This window comes from Thauera sp. WH-1 (assembly GCF_047806685.1).
Taxonomy (GTDB): Bacteria; Pseudomonadota; Gammaproteobacteria; order Burkholderiales; family Rhodocyclaceae; genus Thauera.
This window is the reverse complement of the sequence record NZ_JBLQGP010000015.1, coordinates 61,118-80,156: the sequence shown is the minus strand read 5'-3', so window position 1 is coordinate 80,156 and position 19,039 is coordinate 61,118. Positions and strand designations below refer to the sequence as shown.

The window sequence follows — 19,039 nt, the reverse complement described above, 5'->3', positions numbered from 1 at the left end:
GTTCACCGCGCTGATGCTGCAGTGCGAAAGCGGGGCTTCGGCCAAGTCGATACAATCCCCGCTTCTCCTGCGAGCCCCGCATGCGCCATCGCAGTGCAAGGGCGAGGCTCGGCCAATTCCCGAATCCCTGGAGGCGTCCATGTCCGGTCTGTTGCCCAATGTCGATCCCGATGGCCTGCTCGAATACTCCGTGGTCTATACCGACCGCTCGCTCAACCACATGTCGCAGGCCTTCCAGGGCGTCATGCGCGAGCTGTCGACCACGCTGAAGAAGGTCTATCACGCCCAGTCCGTCGCCATCGTGCCCGGTAGCGGCACCTTCGGCATGGAAGCAGTCGCGCGCCAGTTCGCCACCGGCAGGAAGACCCTGGTGATCCGCAACGGCTGGTTCAGCTACCGCTGGACCCAGATCTTCGAGATGGGGCACATCCCCAGCGAATCGATCGTCCTCAAGGCCCGCCAGCTCGCCGACGAGGCCCAGGCGCCCTTCGCCCCGGCGCCGATCGAAGAGGTCGTGGCGACAATCCGCAACCAGCGTCCCGACGTGGTGTTCGCGCCGCACGTCGAGACCTCGGCCGGCATGATCCTGCCCGACGACTACCTGCGCGCGGTGGCCGACGCCACCCACGAGGTCGGCGGCCTGTTCGTGCTCGACTGCATCGCCTCGGGCACCATCTGGGTGGACATGTCCGCCACCGGCGTCGACGTGCTGGTGAGTGCGCCGCAGAAGGGCTGGACGGCCTCCCCCTGCTGCGCGATGGTGATGCTGAGCGCCGCCGCGCGCGAGCGCATCGAGGGCACCACCAGCACCAGCTTCGCCTGCGACCTCAAGAAGTGGTTGCAGATCATGGAGACCTACGAAGGCGGCGCCCACGCCTACCACGCCACCATGCCCACCGACGGCCTGGTCACCCTGCGCAACGTGATGCGCGAGACCGAGGCCTATGGCTTCGACAAGGTCAAGGAAGAGCAGCTCGAGCTCGGCCGCCGCGTGCGTGCCCTGCTCGAGGCGCGCGGTTTCCCGAGCGTGGCGGCGCCCGGCTTCCAGGCACCGGGCGTGGTCGTCAGCTACACCACCGACGACGGCATCAAGACCGGCGCCAAGTTCGCCGCGGCCGGCCTGCAGGTGGCCGCCGGCGTGCCGCTGGCGTGCGATGAGCGCCCCGACTACAAGAGCTTCCGCATCGGTCTCTTCGGTCTCGACAAGCTGCACAATGTCGGGCGCAGCGTCGCCACCCTGGAAAAGGCACTCGACCAGCTCGCCTGAGCCGCCAAGGCCTGCAGGCACGCACTACGCCAGCCCCCTTTCAGGCGCCAGGTCGGCGCCGCTGCGCTACCAACCGCCGGGTTGGCGGCGCAGCGGCGCCGATTTTCCTTCGCCGCGCAGCCGGACTGCGGGATCACGAAATGCCGTAGCGGCGCAGGCGCTTGGCGATGGCCGAGTGTGAGGTGCTGAGCCGCTTCGCCAGCCGGCGGCTCGAGGGATATTCACGGTACAGGCGCTGCAGCAGCGATTTTTCGAAGTCGGCGACGGCCTGCTCGAGGCTGGCAACGTCGCCGCTTTCACCAGCCAGGGCCGGCGTGGCTTCCTGGGCCAGCTCGAGCTCGCCGACATTGATGATGCTGCCCTCGGTCATCGTGACGGCACGGAAGATCACGTTCTGCAACTGCCGGATGTTGCCGACCCAGGGGTTGGCCAGCATGGCCGCGCAAGCGGCCTGCGACAGCCGCATCGGTGGCCGCGAGGCCTGAGCGCAGGCGCGGGCGAGAAAGAACTGGGCGAGCGGCAGGATGTCGCCCGGGCGCTCACGCAGGGGCGGCACGTGCAGATTGAGCACGTTCAGGCGAAACAGCAGATCCTGGCGAAAATGGCCGCTCCTCACCATCTCTTCGAGCGCACGGTGGGTCGCGCTGATGATGCGCACGTTCATGCGCAGCTCGCGCTCACCGCCGACGCGCCGAAAGCTGCCGTCGTTGAGAAAGCGCAGCAGCTTGGCCTGCAGGTAGGGCGACATTTCGCCGACCTCGTCGAGAAAGACGGTGCCGCCATCGGCCATTTCGAGCAGGCCGGGCTTGCCGCCCCGCAGGGCGCCGGTGAAGGCCCCGGCGGCGTAGCCGAATAGTTCGCTTTCAGCCAGGCTTTCCGGCAGGGCAGCGCAATTGAGGGCGAAGAAGGGCTGACTGCTGCGGCTGCTGCCGGCATGGCAGGCGTGGGCGAGGAGCTCCTTGCCGGTACCGGTCTCGCCGGTGATCAGCAACGGGGCGTCGACGATCGCCATGCGTGCCGCACGCTGCTTGAGCTGAACGATCTCCGGCGAACTGCCCAGAATGGCCTCGAAGCCGCCGGCGTCGTAGTTCTGCAGCGCGCTCATGCGTCCGCCCATGCGGCTGGGGGCGTGCAGGGTCATCACCGCGCCGGCGACGCGACCGCCCGCCTCGTGCAGCGGCATGGTTTCCAGCATGTAAGGCTCGCGATTGATGACGATCTCGCACACCGGCAGGTGGTAACCGCCGTCCACCAGTTCGCTGAGCAGCTTCGGATTGCCGATCAGCTCCTGCATCGGGCTGCCGATGAGGTCGGCCTCATCGAGACCGCTGGCGAGGATCGCGGCATTGTTGGCGAGCACGACGCAACCTGCTTCATCGACCGCGAAAATCGGATCGGGTTGTGAGGCGAGCAGCGCGTCGAGGTACAGGCGGCGCTGCGCGCCCGGCAGCATGCCGACCGGCTCGACGCTGCGCACGCCGCTGACCTCCATCAGCTGGGCGCGCAAGGCGTCCAGCCCCGCCTGCTCGAGCGCCGGCGCCTCGATGAAGATATGCGGCGGATCGACTTCGACGGCAGTCACGTTGAGGCTGCGCCGCGCCAGCTCGGCGAGGACTTCCTGGGCGATGCCGACGCGGTCGGCAAAGAAGACATCGATGCGCATGCCTGTCATCCGTAAAGTAATCGTTACACCGTATCAAAACCAATACGATTCTTGCAAGCAAATGAAAAGTAAAGGAAAGCAGAGGCTTTCAGACATTTTTCGGCATGCTTTGTAATGAAATCGTTACAGACGATCTTGCCTTGGTGCCGAGAGTTCGTCTAACCCACTGTTTTTCTTGCATTTAAATAGGTGGCACGGAAATCGCTTAACCGTCTTCATCCAGGGCAGCAGAGCCCCTTTTCGTGAAGGAGCATTCCCATGCACGTCCTCGTTCTCGGCAGCGGAGTCATCGGCACCACCATCGCCTACTACCTGGCCAGGGCCGGTCACAAGGTCACCGTGGTCGACCGCCAGCCGGGGCCAGCCATGGAAACCAGCTTTGCCAATGCCGGCGAGGTCTCGCCCGGCTATTCAGCGCCGTGGGCCGGTCCCGGCGTGCCGCTCAAGGCGATCAAGTGGATGCTGATGCACCACAGCCCGCTGGTCATCAAGCCCATGCTCGATCCGGCGATGTGGCGCTGGGGGCTGGCCACGCTGCGCAACTGCACCGAGTCCGCCTACAAGATCAACAAGAGCCGCATGGTACGGGTGGCCGAATACAGCCGCGACTGCCTCAAGCAACTGCGCGCCGAGACCGGCATCACCTACGACGAGCGCAGCCAGGGCACGCTGCAGTTGTTCCGTACCCAGAAGCAGCTTGACGGCATCGGCAAGGATGTCGCCATTCTCAAGAGCTTCGGCGTTCCCTTCCAGGTGCTCGATCGCGCCGGTTACCTCGAATACGAGCCGGCGCTGTCCCTCGTCAAGGACAAGTTCATCGGCGCCTTGCGCCTGCCCGGTGACGAGACCGGCGATTGCTACAAGTTCACCCAGAACCTGGCGAAGATGGCCGAGGCACTGGGTGTCAGCTTCCGCTTCGGCACCACCATCGTCGGCATCGACCGCGATGCCCAGCGCATCACCGGCGTGCGCACCGATGCCGGCACCCTGAGCGCCGATCACTACGTGCTGGCGCTGGGCAGTTATTCGACGCAGTTGCTGAAGCCGCTCGGTATCGACATCCCGGTCTATCCAGTCAAGGGCTTCTCGATCACGGTACCGATCACCAACGCGGCCATGGCGCCGGAGTCCACGATCATGGACGAGACGCACAAGGTCGCGGTGACCCGTCTCGGCGACCGCATCCGCGTCGGCGGCACGGCCCAGCTTTCCGGCTTCGATCTGCGCCTCGACGCCGGGCGGCGCAAGACCCTGGAGTTCGTCGTCGGCGATCTCTTCCCGCAGGGCGGTGATGTTTCCCGCGCCGAGTTCTGGACCGGCCTGCGGCCGATGACGCCGGACGGCACGCCGATCATCGGCAAGACCCGCTACGGCAACCTAACGCTGAGCACCGGCCACGGCACGCTCGGCTGGACGATGGCCACCGGAACCGGGCGTGTCGTCGCCGACCTGGTTTCCGGCAGGACCCCCGAGATCAGTCTGGACGACCTTGGTGTCGCCCGCTACGCCTGATCTCGACAACCGCAGTATCCAACTACAAGCAAGGAGGTTCTTTCATGCACGTCATCTCGACAAACGAGGCGCCCGCCGCAATCGGCCCCTATGCCCAGGCCATCGTGGCTGACGGCTGGCTGTTCACATCCGGGCAGATTCCGCTCACCGCAGCCGGCCAGCTGTCTGGCAGCGACATCGAAAGCCAGACCGAACAGGTGTTCGACAACCTGGTCGCCGTCCTTGCGGCGGCTGGCGGGTCGCTGACGCAGGTGGTCAAGACCACCGTCTTCGTCCAGGACCTGAACGACTTCGCTCGCCTGAATGCCGTGTACGAGCGGCGATTCGGCAGCCACAAGCCGGCGCGCTCGACCGTGCAGGTGGCGCGCCTGCCGCGCGACGTCCTGGTCGAGATCGAGGTCGTCGCCCGTATTGCTGCCTAAAAACAACCAGAACCATACAAGGAGAGGATCTTGGAGACACTGACTCAATTCATCACGGCGATCAACGACATCGTCTGGGGACCGCCCATGCTGGTCGCCATTCTCGGCACCGGCCTGTTCCTGCAACTGCGCCTGAAATGCATGCCGCTGACCAAGATCTGCGCCGGCTTCGCGATGGTCTGGCGGGGCCGCAAGGCGGTGCCCGGTGCGCCGGGCGAGATCACCCCGTATGCCGCGCTGATGACGGCCCTGGCGGCAACGGTCGGCACCGGCAACATCGCCGGTGTGGCCACGGCCATCGCCATCGGCGGCCCGGGCGCCGTGTTCTGGATGTGGATGACGGCCCTGGTCGGCATGGCCACCAAGTACGCCGAGGTGCTGCTTGCGGTGCACTACCGCGAGACCGATGACCGCGGCGAGCAGGTCGGCGGCCCGATGTACGCGATCAAGAACGGCCTCGGCAGGCACTGGCGCTGGCTCGGCGCCGCCTTTGCCATCTTCGGCGGTCTGGCCGGCTTCGGCATCGGCAACATGGTCCAGTCGAACAGCATTGCCGGCGCGCTCGATGGTGCGTTCGGCATCGACCCCTGGGTTTCCGGCATCGTCATGGCCGTCTTCACCGGCTTCGTGCTGCTCGGCGGCGTCAAGCGCATCGGCGCAGTGGCCGAGAAGCTCGTTCCCTTCATGTGTGTCGGCTATGTCGTCGCCTCGCTGATCGTGCTCGGCATCTATGCCGACCAGATTCCCGCCGCCTTCGCCCTGATCATCGACAGTGCCTTCAATCCGGTCGCAGCCACCGGCGGCTTTGCTGGCGCCGCGTTGATGATGGCGATCCGCTACGGCGTTGCCCGCGGCATCTTCTCCAACGAAGCCGGCCTCGGCACCGCCGGCATCGCCCAGGCCGCCGGCCAGACCAAGAACCCGGTCGAGTCCGGACTGGTGGGCATGATGGGCACCTTCATCGACACCATCATCGTGTGCACGATGACCGCCCTCGTGCTGATCGTCACCGGTGTCTGGAATGGCGGCCTCAAGGGCGCAGCCCTAACGGCCGCCGGCTTCGACGCCGCCTTCCCCGGCTTCGGCGGGCAGTTCCTGGCCATCGCCATCACCACCTTCGCCTTCACCACCATCCTCGGCTGGGCCTATTACGGCGAAAAGTGCTGGGCATACCTGGTCGGCACCGCGGTGGAAGTTCCCTACCGCGTGGTGTGGACGCTCTTCGTGCTGGTCGGCGCGGTGACCCAGCTCGACTTCGTGTGGCTGGTCGCCGATACGCTGAACGCCTTCATGGCCCTGCCCAACCTGGTCTCGCTGCTGCTGCTCTCGCCCGTCGTGGTCCGTCTGACCCAGGAGTACTGGGCCAAGCACGAGCGCGATCGCAGCGCGCTGACCCCGAGCGCGAAGCGATCATGAGCAGGCGCTGCGCCCCCGGGTACCGAGGGTGAATCCTTCTGCCGCAGGCCAGGCCGTGGCCAGTGAGCAACGGCCTGCTAGCGCCCGCCGCCGGCGTCGAGGTCCTCGAGGATCGGGCAATCCGGGCGCGCATCGCCATGGCAATGCTCGGCCAGCATGCGCAGCGTCCCCGCCATGCCCTGCAGTTCGGCGATCTTGCGCTCGAGTGCGGCGACGTGCTCGAGCGCAATCCGCTTCACCTCCGCACTGGCCCGACCCTGGTCGCGCCACAGCGCGAGCAGCTCGCCGATGTCGGCCACCGTAAAGCCGAGGTCGCGCGCGCGACGGATGAAGCGCAGCATGTGCACGTCCTCGTCTGAATAGAAGCGGTAGCCCGAATCCGTGCGCCGCGCCGCCGGCAGCAGGCCGATCGACTCGTAGTAGCGGATCATCTTCGCCGACACGCCCGAGGCGGTGGCGGCCTTGCCGATGTTCATCATGGTGCGCCCCCTCAGCCCGCCACCGGCACCGGGTTGGCGCCGAAGCGGCGCAGGCGCAGCGCGTTGCCGAGCACGAACACGCTCGACATCGACATCGCCGCCGCGGCAAACACCGGCGACAGCAGCAGGCCGAAAGCCGGATAGAAGACCCCCGCGGCGAGCGGGATCAGCGCCGTGTTGTAGGCGAAGGCCCAGAACAGGTTCTGGCCGATGTTGCGCATGGTCGCGCGCGACAGCGCGATCGCGCGCGGCACGCCCATCAGGTCGCCCGACATCAGCACCACGTCGGCGCTCTCGATCGCGACGTCGGTGCCGGTGCCGATCGCGATCCCCACGTCGGCCTCGGCGAGCGCCGGCGCGTCGTTGATGCCGTCGCCGACGAAGGCGACGCGGCGGCGCCCTTCACCCTCGCCCACCTTGCCGTCCTCGCCCCCTGCCAGCCGCTTCAGCGCCGCCACCTTGCCGTCGGGCAGCACCTCGGCGATGACCTCGTCGATCCCGGCCTGGCGCGCGATCGCGCGCGCAGTGCGGGCGTTGTCGCCGGTGATCATCGCCACCTTCAGCCCCATGTCATGGAGCGCCTTGACGGCCGCCACCGAGGTCGGCTTGAGCGGGTCGGCGACCGCGATGATCGCTGCCAGGCGGCCGTCGATGGCGGCGTACAGCGGCGACTTGCCCTCGTCGGCGAGGCGCGCCGCGGTGTCGGCGAAGACATCGACGTCCAGCCCCAGGCGGCGCATCAGGCGGTCGGCACCGACCTCGACGCGCTGGCCGTCCACCAGCGCGCGCACGCCATAGCCGGCCTCGGCCTCGAAGCCTGCGGCGCTGGCAACCGCCAGCCCGTCCGCGCGCGCCGCGGCGACGATGGCCTCGGCGATCGGATGCTCGGAGCCACGCTCCACCGCCGCCACCCGCGCCAGCACCTCGTCGCGCTCGAAGCCCGCGGCCACCACCAGGTCGGTGAGCTGCGGCTTGCCCACGGTGAGCGTGCCGGTCTTGTCCACCGCCACCACCTCGGCTTCGCGCAGCAACTGCAGCGCGTCGCCCTTGCGGAACAGCACGCCCATCTGCGCCGCGCGCCCGGTGGCAACCATGATCGAGGTCGGCGTCGCCAACCCCATCGCGCACGGGCAGGCGACGATCAGCACCGCCACCGCGCACACCAGCGCGAAGCTGAGCACCGGCATGTCGGCCGGCAGCGCGCCACCGCCGAAGACCAGCCAGGCGAGGAAGGTCAGCGCCGCCACCGCCATCACCACCGGCACGAACACCATCGTCACCTTGTCCACCAGCGCCTGGATCGGCAGCTTGGCGCCCTGCGCCGCCTCCACCATGCGGATGATCTGCGCCAGCACCGTGTCCGCCCCCACCCGAGTGGCGCGGAAGGCGAAGGCGCCGCGGGTGTTCAAGGTGCCGCCGACCACCGTCGCGCCCACGCCCTTCTCCACCGGCACCGGCTCGCCGGTGATCATCGACTCATCGACGAAGGACGCGCCCTCGACCACCTCGCCATCGACCGCCACCTTCTCGCCCGGGCGCACCTCCACGACGTCGCCCACCGCCAGCTCGGCGATCGGCAACTCGACCACCTCGCCGCCGCGGCGCACGCGCGCGCTACGCGGCTGGATGCGCATCAGACTGCGGATGGCTTCGCTGGTGCGGCCGCGCGCGCGCGCCTCGAGCAGGCGCCCGATCAGGATCAGCGTGATGATCACCGCCGCGGCTTCGAAATAGACATTGACCGTGCCTTCTGGCAGCAGCCCAGGCGCGAACACCGCCACCACCGAATACGCCCACGCCGCCGAGGTGCCCACCGCCACCAGCGCATTCATGTCCGGCGCGCCGCGCAGCAGCGCCGGCACGCCCTTGCGGAAAAAGCGCAGTCCCGGCCCGAACATCACCGCACTGGTGAGCACGAACTGCAGCAGCCAGCTCTCGCGGTGGCCAATCGTGGCCATCACCCAGTCGTGCATGCCCGGGATCAGGTGCGCACCCATCTCGAGCACGAACACTGGCAGCGTGAGCGCCACCGCCACCCACACCGCGCGCTGCAGCGCCGCCTCCTCGGCTGCAGCGTCGGCCTCGCGCGCGCCTTCGCTCAGCTCGCTGGCCGGGCGCGCGCCAAAGCCGGCCTTTTGCACCGCGGCGACCAGCGCCGCCGTCGGCACGCTGCCGGCGAGCTCCACATGCGCCTTGCGCGCCGCCAGGTTCACGTTTGCGCTCACCACGCCCGGCACCCTTTGCAGCACCTTCTCGACCCGGCCCACGCAGGCCGCGCAGCTCATGCCCTCGATGTCGAGCTTGAGCGCCTCGCGCCGCACCTCGTAGCCGGCCTTGGCCACCGCCTCGATCAGCGCCGACAGCGGCACCGAGGCCGGCGCGGTAACGGTCGCCGTCTCCGTGGCCAGGTTGACACTTGCCGCCTGCACGCCCTCGACCTTCAGCAAGGCCCGCTCGACATGCGCCACGCAGGACGCGCAGGTCATGCCGGCGATGTTGAGGCTGCGCACCGCGCCCTCAGGGGGTAGGGTTATAGGGATGTTCATGATGCGACCTGCTCCGGTGGGTATCGACGAGCCAACTTTAAACCTTGCCAACATGGGAAGGTCAAGCAGATCCCGTGAGCGGCCATCACGCTGGGTGAGATTACGAAGATGTAATCCCCCCGTCAGCGGGGTGTCGGTGTGGGCAACCTAGAGTGGATGCAAGTCGATACGACGAATCCGCTGACCCAAGGAGGTTTGCCATGAGCACGATGACTCACACTCGCATCCCGCTGCTGTTCGCGACCCTGATTGGCGGCAGTCTGCTCTTTGGCCCATCGTTTGCGCAGCAGTCTGATGATCACGCGGCCCATCACCCGGCTGACGTCGCGGCCACCGAAGCCGCGCCCGCAGCGCCACCGGCGGCACGAATCACGGCGATGCGGGAACGCATGGAGCAAATGCGGCAGATGCGTGATCCAGCCGAGCGCATGCGCTTGATGGAGGAGCAGATGGCCGACATGGAGGGCATGATGCAGGCGATGCCCGCGGATTGTCCGATGATGTCCGGCGACCGGCCCATGGGACCGGGCATGATGAAAGGCGGCATGATGGGCAGCGGCATGCCCGGCATGATGGGTGGTCAGGGTCGCGGCCCGGAAGCCATGCACCAGCGCATGGAGGCGATGGAGAAACGCATGGACGCGATCGAGAAGCGCGCCCAATGACCGTCCCCGGCCCGCCAAGCGCATGGACACCATGAGTAAGAAGGGATGAAGCGCAATCTCGAGTTGCAGCCCCGGGGGACCGCATCGAGCGCGGCCCGCTGGGGTGTCGCCATGTTGCTGTGTCTGACCACGACGGGCATCGCCGCACAGAGCTGGCAACCGCCGCCGCAGCCCAGCCCCGGCTTGATGCCCAACCCAAATGTAGGCAAGCCGCTGTACGAGGCGCACTGCGCGTCCTGCCACGGCGGTGGCCTCAATGGCACCGACTCCGCCCCCCCGCTGCTGCACAAGATCTACGAACCGTCGCATCACAGCGATGCCGCCTTTCAGATGGCGGTGGCGCAGGGCGTTCGCGCCCATCACTGGCAGTTCGGCGACATGCCGCCGGTCGAAGGCCTGACGCCCGATGACGTTGCCCACATCACCGCCTACATCCGCATGCACCAGCGCCGGGTCGGAATTCGCTGAGCGATCCCGTTTTTGACGGGCTGTTGAGGGCGCCCACGCCCCTTGACGGCTGGGCTCGGGTGTCAACCTCTCCGCCCAGCGGATCCGCATATCGCCGCACAGCGACCATCCTGACGAAACCGTAATCGGGCTGCCATCGGGCGGACAGCCGCAGTCGGTCATGCTGCAACCATGATCGACAGGAGGCACAAGGCCATGAACGCCCCCACCACCGCGACGAAAACGGCGCTCTTCACCGTGCCGGGCATGGGCAGCAATCACTGCGCAGGCCTGGTATCGACGTCCATCGGCAGGGTGGACGGCATCGAAGCCGTCGAGACCAATATCGCCAACCATCGCGTAACGGTGCGCTTCGACTCGATGCGCACGCAGCCGGATGCGATTCGTGCCGCGATCGAGCGCGCCGGCTATGAGGTCGATGGCGTCGCTGGCGTCGATCCCGAAAGCCCCTCGCGCGGACAGCAGGCGAGCGACGCCGAAGAACGCTACCTCGCACTGGCGACGCGGCGGCTGTGGATCGCTGCTGTGCCCGCATCCCTGATCATGCTGCTGATGGTGCCGCACATGTTCTGGCAGCCGATTCCGGGCTATCTGCTCATCGTCGCAGTCCTTGCGTTTCCGGTGGTGTTCACCCACGGCGGGTGGGCGACGCATCGTTCGGCCTGGCGCTCGCTGAAGAATCGCACCGCCAACATGGACGTCCTGATCTCGCTGGGCAGCATCCCGCCCTATCTGATCGGGCTGATCGGCTTCATCTACCCGATGACCTCCTTCATCGAGATGGCCGCGACCATCATGACCTTCCACCTGCTGGGCCGTTACCTGGAGACGCGCGCCAAGGGGCGCGCCTCGCAGGCGATCAGAAAGCTCGTCACGCTCGGCGCCAAGACCGCGTCGGTACTGCGCGACGGCCGCGAGGTGGAAGTGCCGGTCGCCGAACTCGCGGTCGGCGACGTGATGGTCGTGCGCCCCGGCGCGAAGGTGCCGACCGATGGAGAAATCGTCGAAGGCACCAGCCACCTCGACGAATCGATCGCGACCGGCGAGTCGGTACCGGTCGAGAAGGGGCCGGGCGAGGCGGTAATCGGCGCGACCATCAACAAGGAGGGCTTGCTCAGGGTCCGTGCGACCCGGGTTGGCGCTGACACCTTCCTGTCGCAGGTGATCCGTCTGGTCGAACAGGCACAGGGCTCGAAGGTGCCGATCCAGGAGTTCGCCGACCGCGTCACCGGCCGCTTCGTGCCGGCAGTGATCCTCGTCAGCCTGGCGAGCTTCGCGATGTGGCTGGCGATCGGCGCGAGCCTGCAACCGGTGCTCGACTGGGGCGCGGGCTTCCTGCCGTGGGTGGACGCGAGCCGCACCCCGCTCATCGTCGGCACCCTGTCTGCAGTGGCCGTGCTGGTGATCGCCTGCCCCTGTGCGCTGGGCCTGGCCACGCCGACGGCGTTGATGGTCGGCTCCGGCATCGGCGCCGAACGCGGCGTGCTGATCCGCTCCGGCGAGGCGATCCAGACGCTGAAGGACATCAAGGTCGTCGTGCTCGACAAGACCGGCACCATCACCGAAGGCAAGCCGGCCCTGACCGACGTCGTCCCGACCGCGGGCATCGACGAGACCGTCCTGTTGCGTGCTGCCGCGGCGATCGAGGCGGGCTCGGAGCATCCCCTCGGGCAGGCCATCGTCGCCAGCGCGCGAGCGCGTGGCATCGCCGTTCCCGCGGTCCAGTCGTTCAGGGCCGTCACGGCACGCGGCGTGCAAGGCGAGGTCGACGGGCGCCTGGTGCGCGTCGGCAGCCGCCGCATGCTGGATGAGGCCGGCATCGCCTACGGCGCACTCGATGCGGCGCTCACGCGCCTCGAGAACGAGGGCAAGACCGCCATGCTGGTCGCAATCGACGATCGCGCCGCGGGCATCGTCGCCGTGGCCGATACCGTCAAGGCCGACTCGAGATCCGCAATCGCCGCGCTCCATGCGCACGGCATCCATGTGGTGATGGTCACCGGCGACAACGAACGCACCGCGCGCCATGTCGCCGCCCAGGTCGGCGTAGATGAGGTCATGGCCGGCGTATTGCCAGAGGGCAAGGTCGAGGCGATCCGGCGGCTTCAGCAACAGTACGGCGATCATGTCGCGATGGTCGGCGATGGCATCAACGACGCGCCGGCGCTCAAGCAGGCCAACGTGGGCATCGCGATCGGTGCCGGGGCAGATGTCGCCATCGAAGCCGCCGACGTGACGCTGGTCAAGGGCGAACTGACCAAGGTCGTCGAGGCCATCCGGCTCTCCAAAGCGACCTTCTCGAAGATTGTGCAGAACCTGTTCTGGGCCTGGTTCTACAACGTCGCGGCGATCCCGATCGCCGCGCTCGGACTGCTGCACCCGATGATCGGCGTCGTCGCGATGACCGCCAGTTCGCTGTCGGTGATCGGCAACTCGCTGTTGCTGCGGCGTGCCCGCATCGGCATCTGACAGCCTGTAACGACTGGAAAGCGAAGGAGGCCACCATGCCCTGCCACAACGAAGCCCCGCGCAAGCTCAGGTCGGCGGACCCGAACGCGGCGTCGCAACCCCTGCCGAAACCACTCAAGTGGGCCATCCCCGCCTTTCTGGCGCTCATCGCCGGGCTGCTGCTGTTCGAGCATCGCCTGCACCTGAATGTCATCCTTCCCTGGCTGCTGCTCGCCGCCTGCCTTGTCATGCACCTCTTCATGCATCGTGGTCATGGCAAGCACGGGCACGACCGCCGCGCCCATGAACAGCACCGGGACCATCGTGACGGGGCAGATCACCCATGACACTCCCTTCCGATTACGGCCTGTGGTCGCTCGTTGTGTTGAACTCGCTGATCTTCATCGTCTTCGCGTTCAGCTTTGCCCGGCCCCGCACGACGCGCGACTGGCGCTCGTTCGGGGCCTACTCGGCGTTTGTCGTTGCGCTATTCACCGAGATGTACGGGTTTCCGCTGACGATCTACCTGCTTTCGGGATGGCTGTCCTCACGCTTCCCGGGCGTCGACTGGCTGTCGCACGATGCAGGCCATCTGCTCGAGATGATGTTTGGATGGGAGGCGAACCCGCACTTCGGCCCCTTCCACCTCCTCAGCACCGCCTTCATCGTCGCTGGCTTCTGGCTGCTCGCGAAGTCGTGGCCGGTGCTGTACGAGGCCCAGCGCGAGCACCGCGTCGCGCATACCGGTCCCTATGCCCGGATCCGCCACCCGCAGTACGTCGGTTTCATCGCGATCATGTTCGGCTTTCTGCTGCAATGGCCGACGCTGATCACCGTCGTGATGTTCCCGATCCTGCTGGTGGTCTATGCACGGCTTGCCAGGCGCGAGGAGCAAGACTCGCTGGCCGAGTTCGGTGACGCATACCGCGCCTACATGGACTCGACGCCCGCCTTCATTCCACGCCGCGCAGCGCGGCCAGCTCGAGCGCACTGATCACGCCTCATCCGGGCCGAGCAAGTGCGTGTCGCGCCAGGCGCCGATCCTCTTGTCGCGCCCCAGTTACTCGTCGCCGACGTTCAGCCCGCCCAGCCAACCCGCGTGGCCATCGACAATCACGATCTTGCGATGATTTCGGAAGTTGAGCTGCAGACGGTTACCCGTACCCCGCGTCGAGTAGAAACGGCGCACCTGAACGCCCGCCTCCTCCGCATCGTCATGTTGCTGACGTCGACGTAATGCCCGCATCAGGCTGCTGTCATGGGTGGCTCCCTATCATGGAATCCGTGACGCACACAACGCATCACGTCCAAAGAACGACAAGGAGCAACACCATGACGATCAAGAAAACCATCATCGCCATTTCCTTCGGCGTCCTCGCCGTTCCGTTTGCGAGTGCCGACAGTGGCATGCGCTGGATTGGTGGGGAGCCTGGATACGACTTCCACGCCATGCCCTCGACCAAGAGCCGCGCCGAGGTCCTCCAGGAACTGCGTGCATTCCGCGCCAATCCAGTCGGCGCGGACGGCTGGCGTTACGTGGGTGGCGAGGTCAGCTGGGTGCCCCCGACGCAGGTCGGCAAGGCGGCAGACAGCTCGCCACGGCCCTCGCTGCCGATGACCGAGGAAGAGCGTCGCCGATTTGCGGAGCTCTACGCCGGTAGCTGAGCGCAGGACGACGGCTTTTCACACCCCATCGCGGATTACAGCTTTGTAATCCGCGGCTCAGCATCCGGTAAGGACGCTGGCAGCATCATTTGCCCCGAGGCCTTCTCGCGTGCGCGCGAAGTGCCTGGCCTACCACGCATATACAAGCGTGGACGCATCCAACGAGAGAGAAGGAGTCGGAACTTGACCCGCAAACGCCACCTGGCGGGCTGGCTGGCGGTCGGCTTGCTGCCCATGGCCGTCCACGCCGCCCCGCCCTATGAGCCGGCTGCGCCGGTTCCCGCGCCACGCTACGTGCCGCTTCCCTTGCTCGACACCACGCCGCAACTGGGCGAGATCGATTGGCGCCAGGCCAATGACACCGTCGGGCAGTTCACCCGTGGGCATATCGATGTCCTGCGCTGGGAAAGCGAGAATCCCGCAAGCGGGCAGACGGAGCCCACCCCCGCGGGCGCCCTGATCGGCGCCTCCGAATCGCTCCGCCTGGCCCTTGCCGCGCGGCCCGACCTGTTGGCGACCACGTCGATGAGCCCGGCCGAGCGCGCCCGCGCCGACATTGCCGCCGCAGCGTTCTCCCGCGATGTGCTGCGCGCCTGGGTGAGCGCGGTCGCAGCCGAGACGGCCCTGACGAACGCCGGCAAGGCCTATGGCGCGGCAGAGACCGGCGCGGAGCTGGCGAGCCGGATGACCCGTGTCGGCAATTGGGCGCAGGATCGCCTGCTGAGCGAGCAGCTCTCGCTCAAGGACGCGGGCGTCGGCCTGATCGCTGCCCGCCAGGAAGCAAGCCGCGCGCGCGAAGCCCTGGCGCGGATGACCGGCTTATGGGGTGAGGCGGTGCACTTCACGCTGCCGGCGAGCCTGCCCGCACTGCCGGCCGACGCCCTCGAAGGCGCCGGGCTGGAAGCGCTGGCCTTGTCGCGTCATCCCATGCTGAGCTTGGCAACGCAGGACGCCGAGCGCGCCCTCCAGTCGCAAGGACGGGGCGCGCAGGCGCGCTGGCAGACACTCGGCGCAGAGGCCGTGGAACGCCTGCTGGGCGGACGCGCTGACGATGGCGCCGTATTGAGCCGTCCGCCTGGCACCGCGGCCGTGATCGACCTCCGGCGCGCCGCCGTGGGGCAGGATACGCCCCATGCCTTCGGCAGGGTCGCCGACGCCGAAAGCCTGGCCGTGAGCGTGCGCTCGCAGGTGCGCGAGGCCTACATCAACTACCGCATCGCCCACGATCTCGCCACCCAGGCGCTCAGCCGCCAGGACCTGCAGGTCGCAAAGCAGGAGGAAGCCCTGCTGCGCTACAACGGCATGCTCAAGAGCACCTGGGATCTGCTCGACGCCGCCCGCGAACGGCTCGCTGCCGAAACCACCGCGGCGCAGGCGCTGCGCGACTTCTGGCGGGCGCATGTGAATCTGCAGGCGGTGCTGGCGGGCGCAGACTATCCGGGCGCCGACGGGGTCGCGCAGCCGGCGGGCAAGAAAGCAGCGGGAGGGCATTGAGCATGGACAGACGACAATTCATCAGCCGTGCCGCCGTGGGGGCAGTCGCCGCCGCCAGCGTGAGCAAGGCCGCCCTCGCCGCCTTGCCCGAGCCGGTCATCCAGACCTCGCCCGACACTGCGCCGCCGCTGATGCCGCCAACCGGCCGCCCGTACAACCCGGTGGTCACGCTCAACGGCTGGACCGCCCCCTGGCGCATGAACAACGGGGTCAAGGAGTTCCATCTGGTCGCCGAACCGGTGGAGCGCGAGATCGCGCCCGGCATGGTCGCCCGCCTGTGGGGATACAACGGGCAGAGCCCCGGCCCCACCATCGAGGTGGTGGAAGGCGACCGCGTACGCCTGTTCGTGACCAACCGCTTGCCCGAGGCGACCTCCATCCACTGGCACGGCCAGCGCCTGCCCAATGGCATGGATGGCGTGGTCGGGCTCAACCAGCGCGCAATTCCGGTCGGCAAGACCTATGTGTACGAGTTCATCGCGCGCCGGCCCGGCACCTTCATGTACCACCCCCATGCCGACGAAATGGTCCAGATGGCGATGGGCATGATGGGCTTCTGGGTGACCCATCCGCGCACCCGCAACCCGCTCATCAACGAGGTGCAACGCGATTTCTGCTTCCTGCTCAACGCCTACGACATCGACCCCGGTAGCCTGGTGCCGAAGATCAACACCATGCTCGACTTCAACCTGTGGACCTTCAACAGCCGCGCGTTTCCAGGCATCGACTCGATGAACGTGCGCCTGGGCGACCGGGTGCGCATCCGCGTCGGCAACCTGACCATGACCAACCACCCGATCCACCTCCACGGCCACGAGTTCGAGGTCACCGGCACCGACGGCGGCCCCACGCCGCCCGCTTCGCGCTGGCCGGAGGTCACCACCGATATCGCGGTGGGGCAGATGCGCCAGATCGAGTTCATCGCCGACGAGGAAGGCGACTGGGCCTTCCATTGCCACAAGAGCCATCACACCATGAATCCGATGGGCCATGACGTGCCGACCATGATCGGCATCGACCACCGCGGGCTGGTGGGGCGAATCCAGCAGCTCGACCCCGAGTACATGCTGATGGGCGAGCGCGGCATGGCCGACATGAAGGAAATGCCGATGATGCTGCCCGAGCAGACCCTGGCGATGATGGCCGGCTTCGGCCCCCACGGCCCGATCGGCATGGGCGGCATGTTCACCACCTTCAAGGTGCGCCGCAACCAGAAGCCGGGTGACTACGCCGACCCCGGCTGGTATGCGCAGCCGCCTGGCACCCAGGCTTTCGAGTGGCAGGGCAACCTGCCCGAGCCCGCCCGTTTCAGCGCCGAACGCCTCAATGCCGGCGAGGTGCCCGGCCTGCGGCGCTCCGCGCTCGAGATGCAGGTCCGCAAGCCGGGCAGTGGCAAGCATCCGCATTGATCGCTAACGGTCTGCTTAAATAAAGTGGCCGCCAACGAGCGGCCCAGTCGAGTTCGTCCCCCCACCCAGAGAGGAGTCTCAGCAGAATGAAAAAACGAATGCTCACCCCGAGAATGCTCACCCCGATCGTCGCCGGCCTGATGCTCGGCATGGCCAGCCTTGGCCTGCATGCACACGGCAGCAAGGAGCACGGCCCGCGCCAGGCCGTCGTCAAGGAGCAGACCGGCTGGGGCATCGCCGGCGATGCCGAACAGGTCAGCCGCAGCCTGGAGGTGGTGATGACCGACGACATGCGCTTCACCCCCGCCGCGGTCAAGGTCAGCGAAGGCGAGACGCTGCGCATCGTGGTGCGCAATGCGGGTCAGATGATGCACGAACTGGTCATCGGCGACAGTGAGGCGCTGGCGGAGCACGCCGAGATGATGGTGCGCTTCCCGAACATGGAGCACGACGAGCCCTACATGGCCCACGTCCCGCCCGGCGAGACCGCCGAGATCATCTGGACCTTCAATCGCGCCGGGGAATTCGAGTTTGCATGCCTGCTGCCGGGCCACTACCAGGCGGGCATGATTGCGAAGGTGGTGGTCGAGTCGCCACGGCTGGCCAGTCGTGAGCACGAACGGTCCCAATCCGTGCAGTAGCGCAAGCGCGCGCTCCGCGCCTACTGAGCTTCCAAGCGGCTCCCAATCAGCGAGACAAGACAATGAAGAATCTACTAGCCATCCTGGCGACAAGCCTGATCACCGCTTCGGCCCTTGCGGATAGCCACCTGGCCGCAGTGGACGCCGAAGTGCGTCGCGTCGATCGCAACGCGGGCAAGCTCACCCTTAGGCATGGCCATATTCCCAACCTGGACATGCCCCCCATGACGATGGTGTTCACGGTCAGGGAGCAAGTCATGCTGGATGGGGTCGAGCCAGGCGATAAGGTCGTGGTTACCGTCGACCAGATCGATGGCGCCTATGTCGTTCAATCGCTTGGCAAGGCGAAAGAGTGATGAAGGTTTCCGCAACTCGACGCTGAGGCCACACATCAATCTCGTGCGCATCCACGTCGGTGCGCCACGGTCGCTGGTGGCCGACAGGCGCGTGCTCCGGAATCTCCGGAAGTGCGGTCGGCCGGACGCGAGCAGCGCGCCTTCACTCGAAATTCTCTAGTTCCTGCTTGAGTTCTTCTGCGGTGCTGCGGATGACCGGAATGCCATAGCTGCCAAGCAGATCAATCATCTCGCCGACCGAACGGCCGGCCATGCGTGCGGCCCGGCTCAACGAGATACGCTCTTCATTAAACAGATGAATGGCAATCGCAATTCCCGCACCTTCAGTCAGCATGAGTTCATCGAAGGGCACGGCAACCAGGACGGGCCGGCCATGCTTGGTAATGACGGACAGTTTGCCGGCTTCGGCTGCACGGATCAGATCGTCCGTACGATTGCGCAAGTCGCTGACGGTATAGGTTTCCATCATGGCTCGATGATCATTCGTCTCATCGAATGATAGGACGAGCGGCCCCTTGTCTCCGACCTATCGATATCCCGGACTAAACTCGGCACCAATACACGACACCGAAGCCGCATTACCAGAGC

The 19,039-nt window shown here is 66.8% G+C and carries 19 protein-coding genes; 14 read left to right on the top strand and 5 right to left on the bottom strand.

Annotated features, from left to right (window positions below):
* Window positions 1-139: 139 nt before the first annotated feature.
* On the top strand, window positions 140-1,267 hold the full coding sequence (locus ACMV5O_RS14900; protein WP_416164193.1) for an aminotransferase class V-fold PLP-dependent enzyme: 1,128 nt from the start codon (window positions 140-142) through the stop codon (window positions 1,265-1,267).
* 133 nt (window positions 1,268-1,400) lie between these two features.
* Here ACMV5O_RS14900 and ACMV5O_RS14895 read toward each other — a convergent pair whose 3' ends face one another.
* Complete coding sequence (locus ACMV5O_RS14895) at window positions 1,401-2,930, bottom strand: sigma-54-dependent transcriptional regulator (RefSeq protein ID WP_416164192.1); 1,530 nt, start codon at window positions 2,928-2,930, stop codon at window positions 1,401-1,403.
* A 258-nt stretch (window positions 2,931-3,188) separates the two neighbouring features.
* Between ACMV5O_RS14895 and ACMV5O_RS14890 the strand changes: the two genes are divergently transcribed.
* From ACMV5O_RS14890 to ACMV5O_RS14880, 3 genes are read left to right on the top strand one after another with little or no spacing between them, the layout of a single operon-like run.
* On the top strand, window positions 3,189-4,442 hold the full coding sequence (locus ACMV5O_RS14890) for a D-amino acid dehydrogenase (protein ID WP_416164191.1): 1,254 nt from the start codon (window positions 3,189-3,191) through the stop codon (window positions 4,440-4,442).
* A gap of 44 nt (window positions 4,443-4,486) precedes the next feature.
* Window positions 4,487-4,864 carry a RidA family protein gene (locus tag ACMV5O_RS14885; protein ID WP_416164190.1) on the top strand — a complete coding sequence of 126 codons (378 nt, stop codon included), beginning with the start codon at window positions 4,487-4,489 and terminating at the stop codon, window positions 4,862-4,864.
* A 30-nt stretch (window positions 4,865-4,894) separates the two neighbouring features.
* Entirely contained in the window at window positions 4,895-6,280 is a 1,386-nt protein-coding gene (locus ACMV5O_RS14880) for a sodium:alanine symporter family protein (RefSeq protein ID WP_324541229.1), read from the top strand.
* 77 nt (window positions 6,281-6,357) lie between these two features.
* Here ACMV5O_RS14880 and cueR read toward each other — a convergent pair whose 3' ends face one another.
* Window positions 6,358-6,756 carry a Cu(I)-responsive transcriptional regulator gene (cueR, locus tag ACMV5O_RS14875; protein WP_324541306.1) on the bottom strand — a complete coding sequence of 133 codons (399 nt, stop codon included), beginning with the start codon at window positions 6,754-6,756 and terminating at the stop codon, window positions 6,358-6,360.
* Window positions 6,757-6,770: 14 nt separating this feature from the next.
* Window positions 6,771-9,305, bottom strand: coding sequence for a heavy metal translocating P-type ATPase (locus ACMV5O_RS14870; protein ID WP_416164189.1), 2,535 nt, complete (start codon window positions 9,303-9,305; stop codon window positions 6,771-6,773).
* A gap of 152 nt (window positions 9,306-9,457) precedes the next feature.
* Between ACMV5O_RS14870 and ACMV5O_RS14865 the strand changes: the two genes are divergently transcribed.
* From ACMV5O_RS14865 to ACMV5O_RS14845, 5 genes are all read left to right on the top strand, one after another.
* Window positions 9,458-9,970, top strand: a complete 513-nt coding sequence (locus ACMV5O_RS14865) for a hypothetical protein (RefSeq protein WP_416164188.1) — start codon at window positions 9,458-9,460, stop codon at window positions 9,968-9,970.
* A 45-nt stretch (window positions 9,971-10,015) separates the two neighbouring features.
* Complete coding sequence (locus tag ACMV5O_RS14860) at window positions 10,016-10,438, top strand: c-type cytochrome (protein WP_416164187.1); 423 nt, start codon at window positions 10,016-10,018, stop codon at window positions 10,436-10,438.
* Window positions 10,439-10,633: 195 nt separating this feature from the next.
* Entirely contained in the window at window positions 10,634-12,907 is a 2,274-nt protein-coding gene (locus ACMV5O_RS14855) for a heavy metal translocating P-type ATPase (protein WP_416164186.1), read from the top strand.
* 35 nt (window positions 12,908-12,942) lie between these two features.
* A complete protein-coding gene (locus ACMV5O_RS14850; RefSeq protein ID WP_416164185.1) occupies window positions 12,943-13,233 on the top strand; it encodes a DUF2933 domain-containing protein in 291 nt (96 codons plus the stop codon).
* On the top strand, window positions 13,230-13,880 hold the full coding sequence (locus ACMV5O_RS14845) for a methyltransferase family protein (RefSeq protein ID WP_416164184.1): 651 nt from the start codon (window positions 13,230-13,232) through the stop codon (window positions 13,878-13,880). Before ACMV5O_RS14850 ends, ACMV5O_RS14845 begins: the two co-directional genes overlap by 4 nt.
* Window positions 13,881-13,946: 66 nt before the next feature.
* Here ACMV5O_RS14845 and ACMV5O_RS14840 read toward each other — a convergent pair whose 3' ends face one another.
* Complete coding sequence (locus ACMV5O_RS14840) at window positions 13,947-14,132, bottom strand: hypothetical protein (protein ID WP_416164183.1); 186 nt, start codon at window positions 14,130-14,132, stop codon at window positions 13,947-13,949.
* 86 nt (window positions 14,133-14,218) lie between these two features.
* Between ACMV5O_RS14840 and ACMV5O_RS14835 the strand changes: the two genes are divergently transcribed.
* The 5 genes from ACMV5O_RS14835 to ACMV5O_RS14815 all read left to right on the top strand — a co-directional run bounded on the left by ACMV5O_RS14835 (window position 14,219) and on the right by ACMV5O_RS14815 (window position 18,451).
* Window positions 14,219-14,551 (top strand): hypothetical protein, encoded by a 333-nt coding sequence (locus ACMV5O_RS14835; protein ID WP_416164182.1) that lies wholly within the window; start codon window positions 14,219-14,221, stop codon window positions 14,549-14,551.
* A 183-nt stretch (window positions 14,552-14,734) separates the two neighbouring features.
* Window positions 14,735-16,045 carry a TolC family protein gene (locus ACMV5O_RS14830; RefSeq protein WP_416164181.1) on the top strand — a complete coding sequence of 437 codons (1,311 nt, stop codon included), beginning with the start codon at window positions 14,735-14,737 and terminating at the stop codon, window positions 16,043-16,045.
* A gap of 2 nt (window positions 16,046-16,047) precedes the next feature.
* Window positions 16,048-17,454, top strand: coding sequence for a multicopper oxidase family protein (locus tag ACMV5O_RS14825; protein ID WP_416164180.1), 1,407 nt, complete (start codon window positions 16,048-16,050; stop codon window positions 17,452-17,454).
* Between the two features lie 98 nt (window positions 17,455-17,552).
* A complete protein-coding gene (locus ACMV5O_RS14820) occupies window positions 17,553-18,095 on the top strand; it encodes a cupredoxin domain-containing protein (RefSeq protein WP_416164179.1) in 543 nt (180 codons plus the stop codon).
* 62 nt (window positions 18,096-18,157) lie between these two features.
* Window positions 18,158-18,451, top strand: a complete 294-nt coding sequence (locus tag ACMV5O_RS14815) for a copper-binding protein (protein ID WP_416164178.1) — start codon at window positions 18,158-18,160, stop codon at window positions 18,449-18,451.
* Window positions 18,452-18,593: 142 nt separating this feature from the next.
* Here the strand turns inward: ACMV5O_RS14815 and ACMV5O_RS14810 are convergent, their stop codons facing one another.
* Window positions 18,594-18,920, bottom strand: coding sequence for a type II toxin-antitoxin system prevent-host-death family antitoxin (locus ACMV5O_RS14810; protein WP_416164177.1), 327 nt, complete (start codon window positions 18,918-18,920; stop codon window positions 18,594-18,596).
* Window positions 18,921-19,039: the final 119 nt, after the last annotated feature.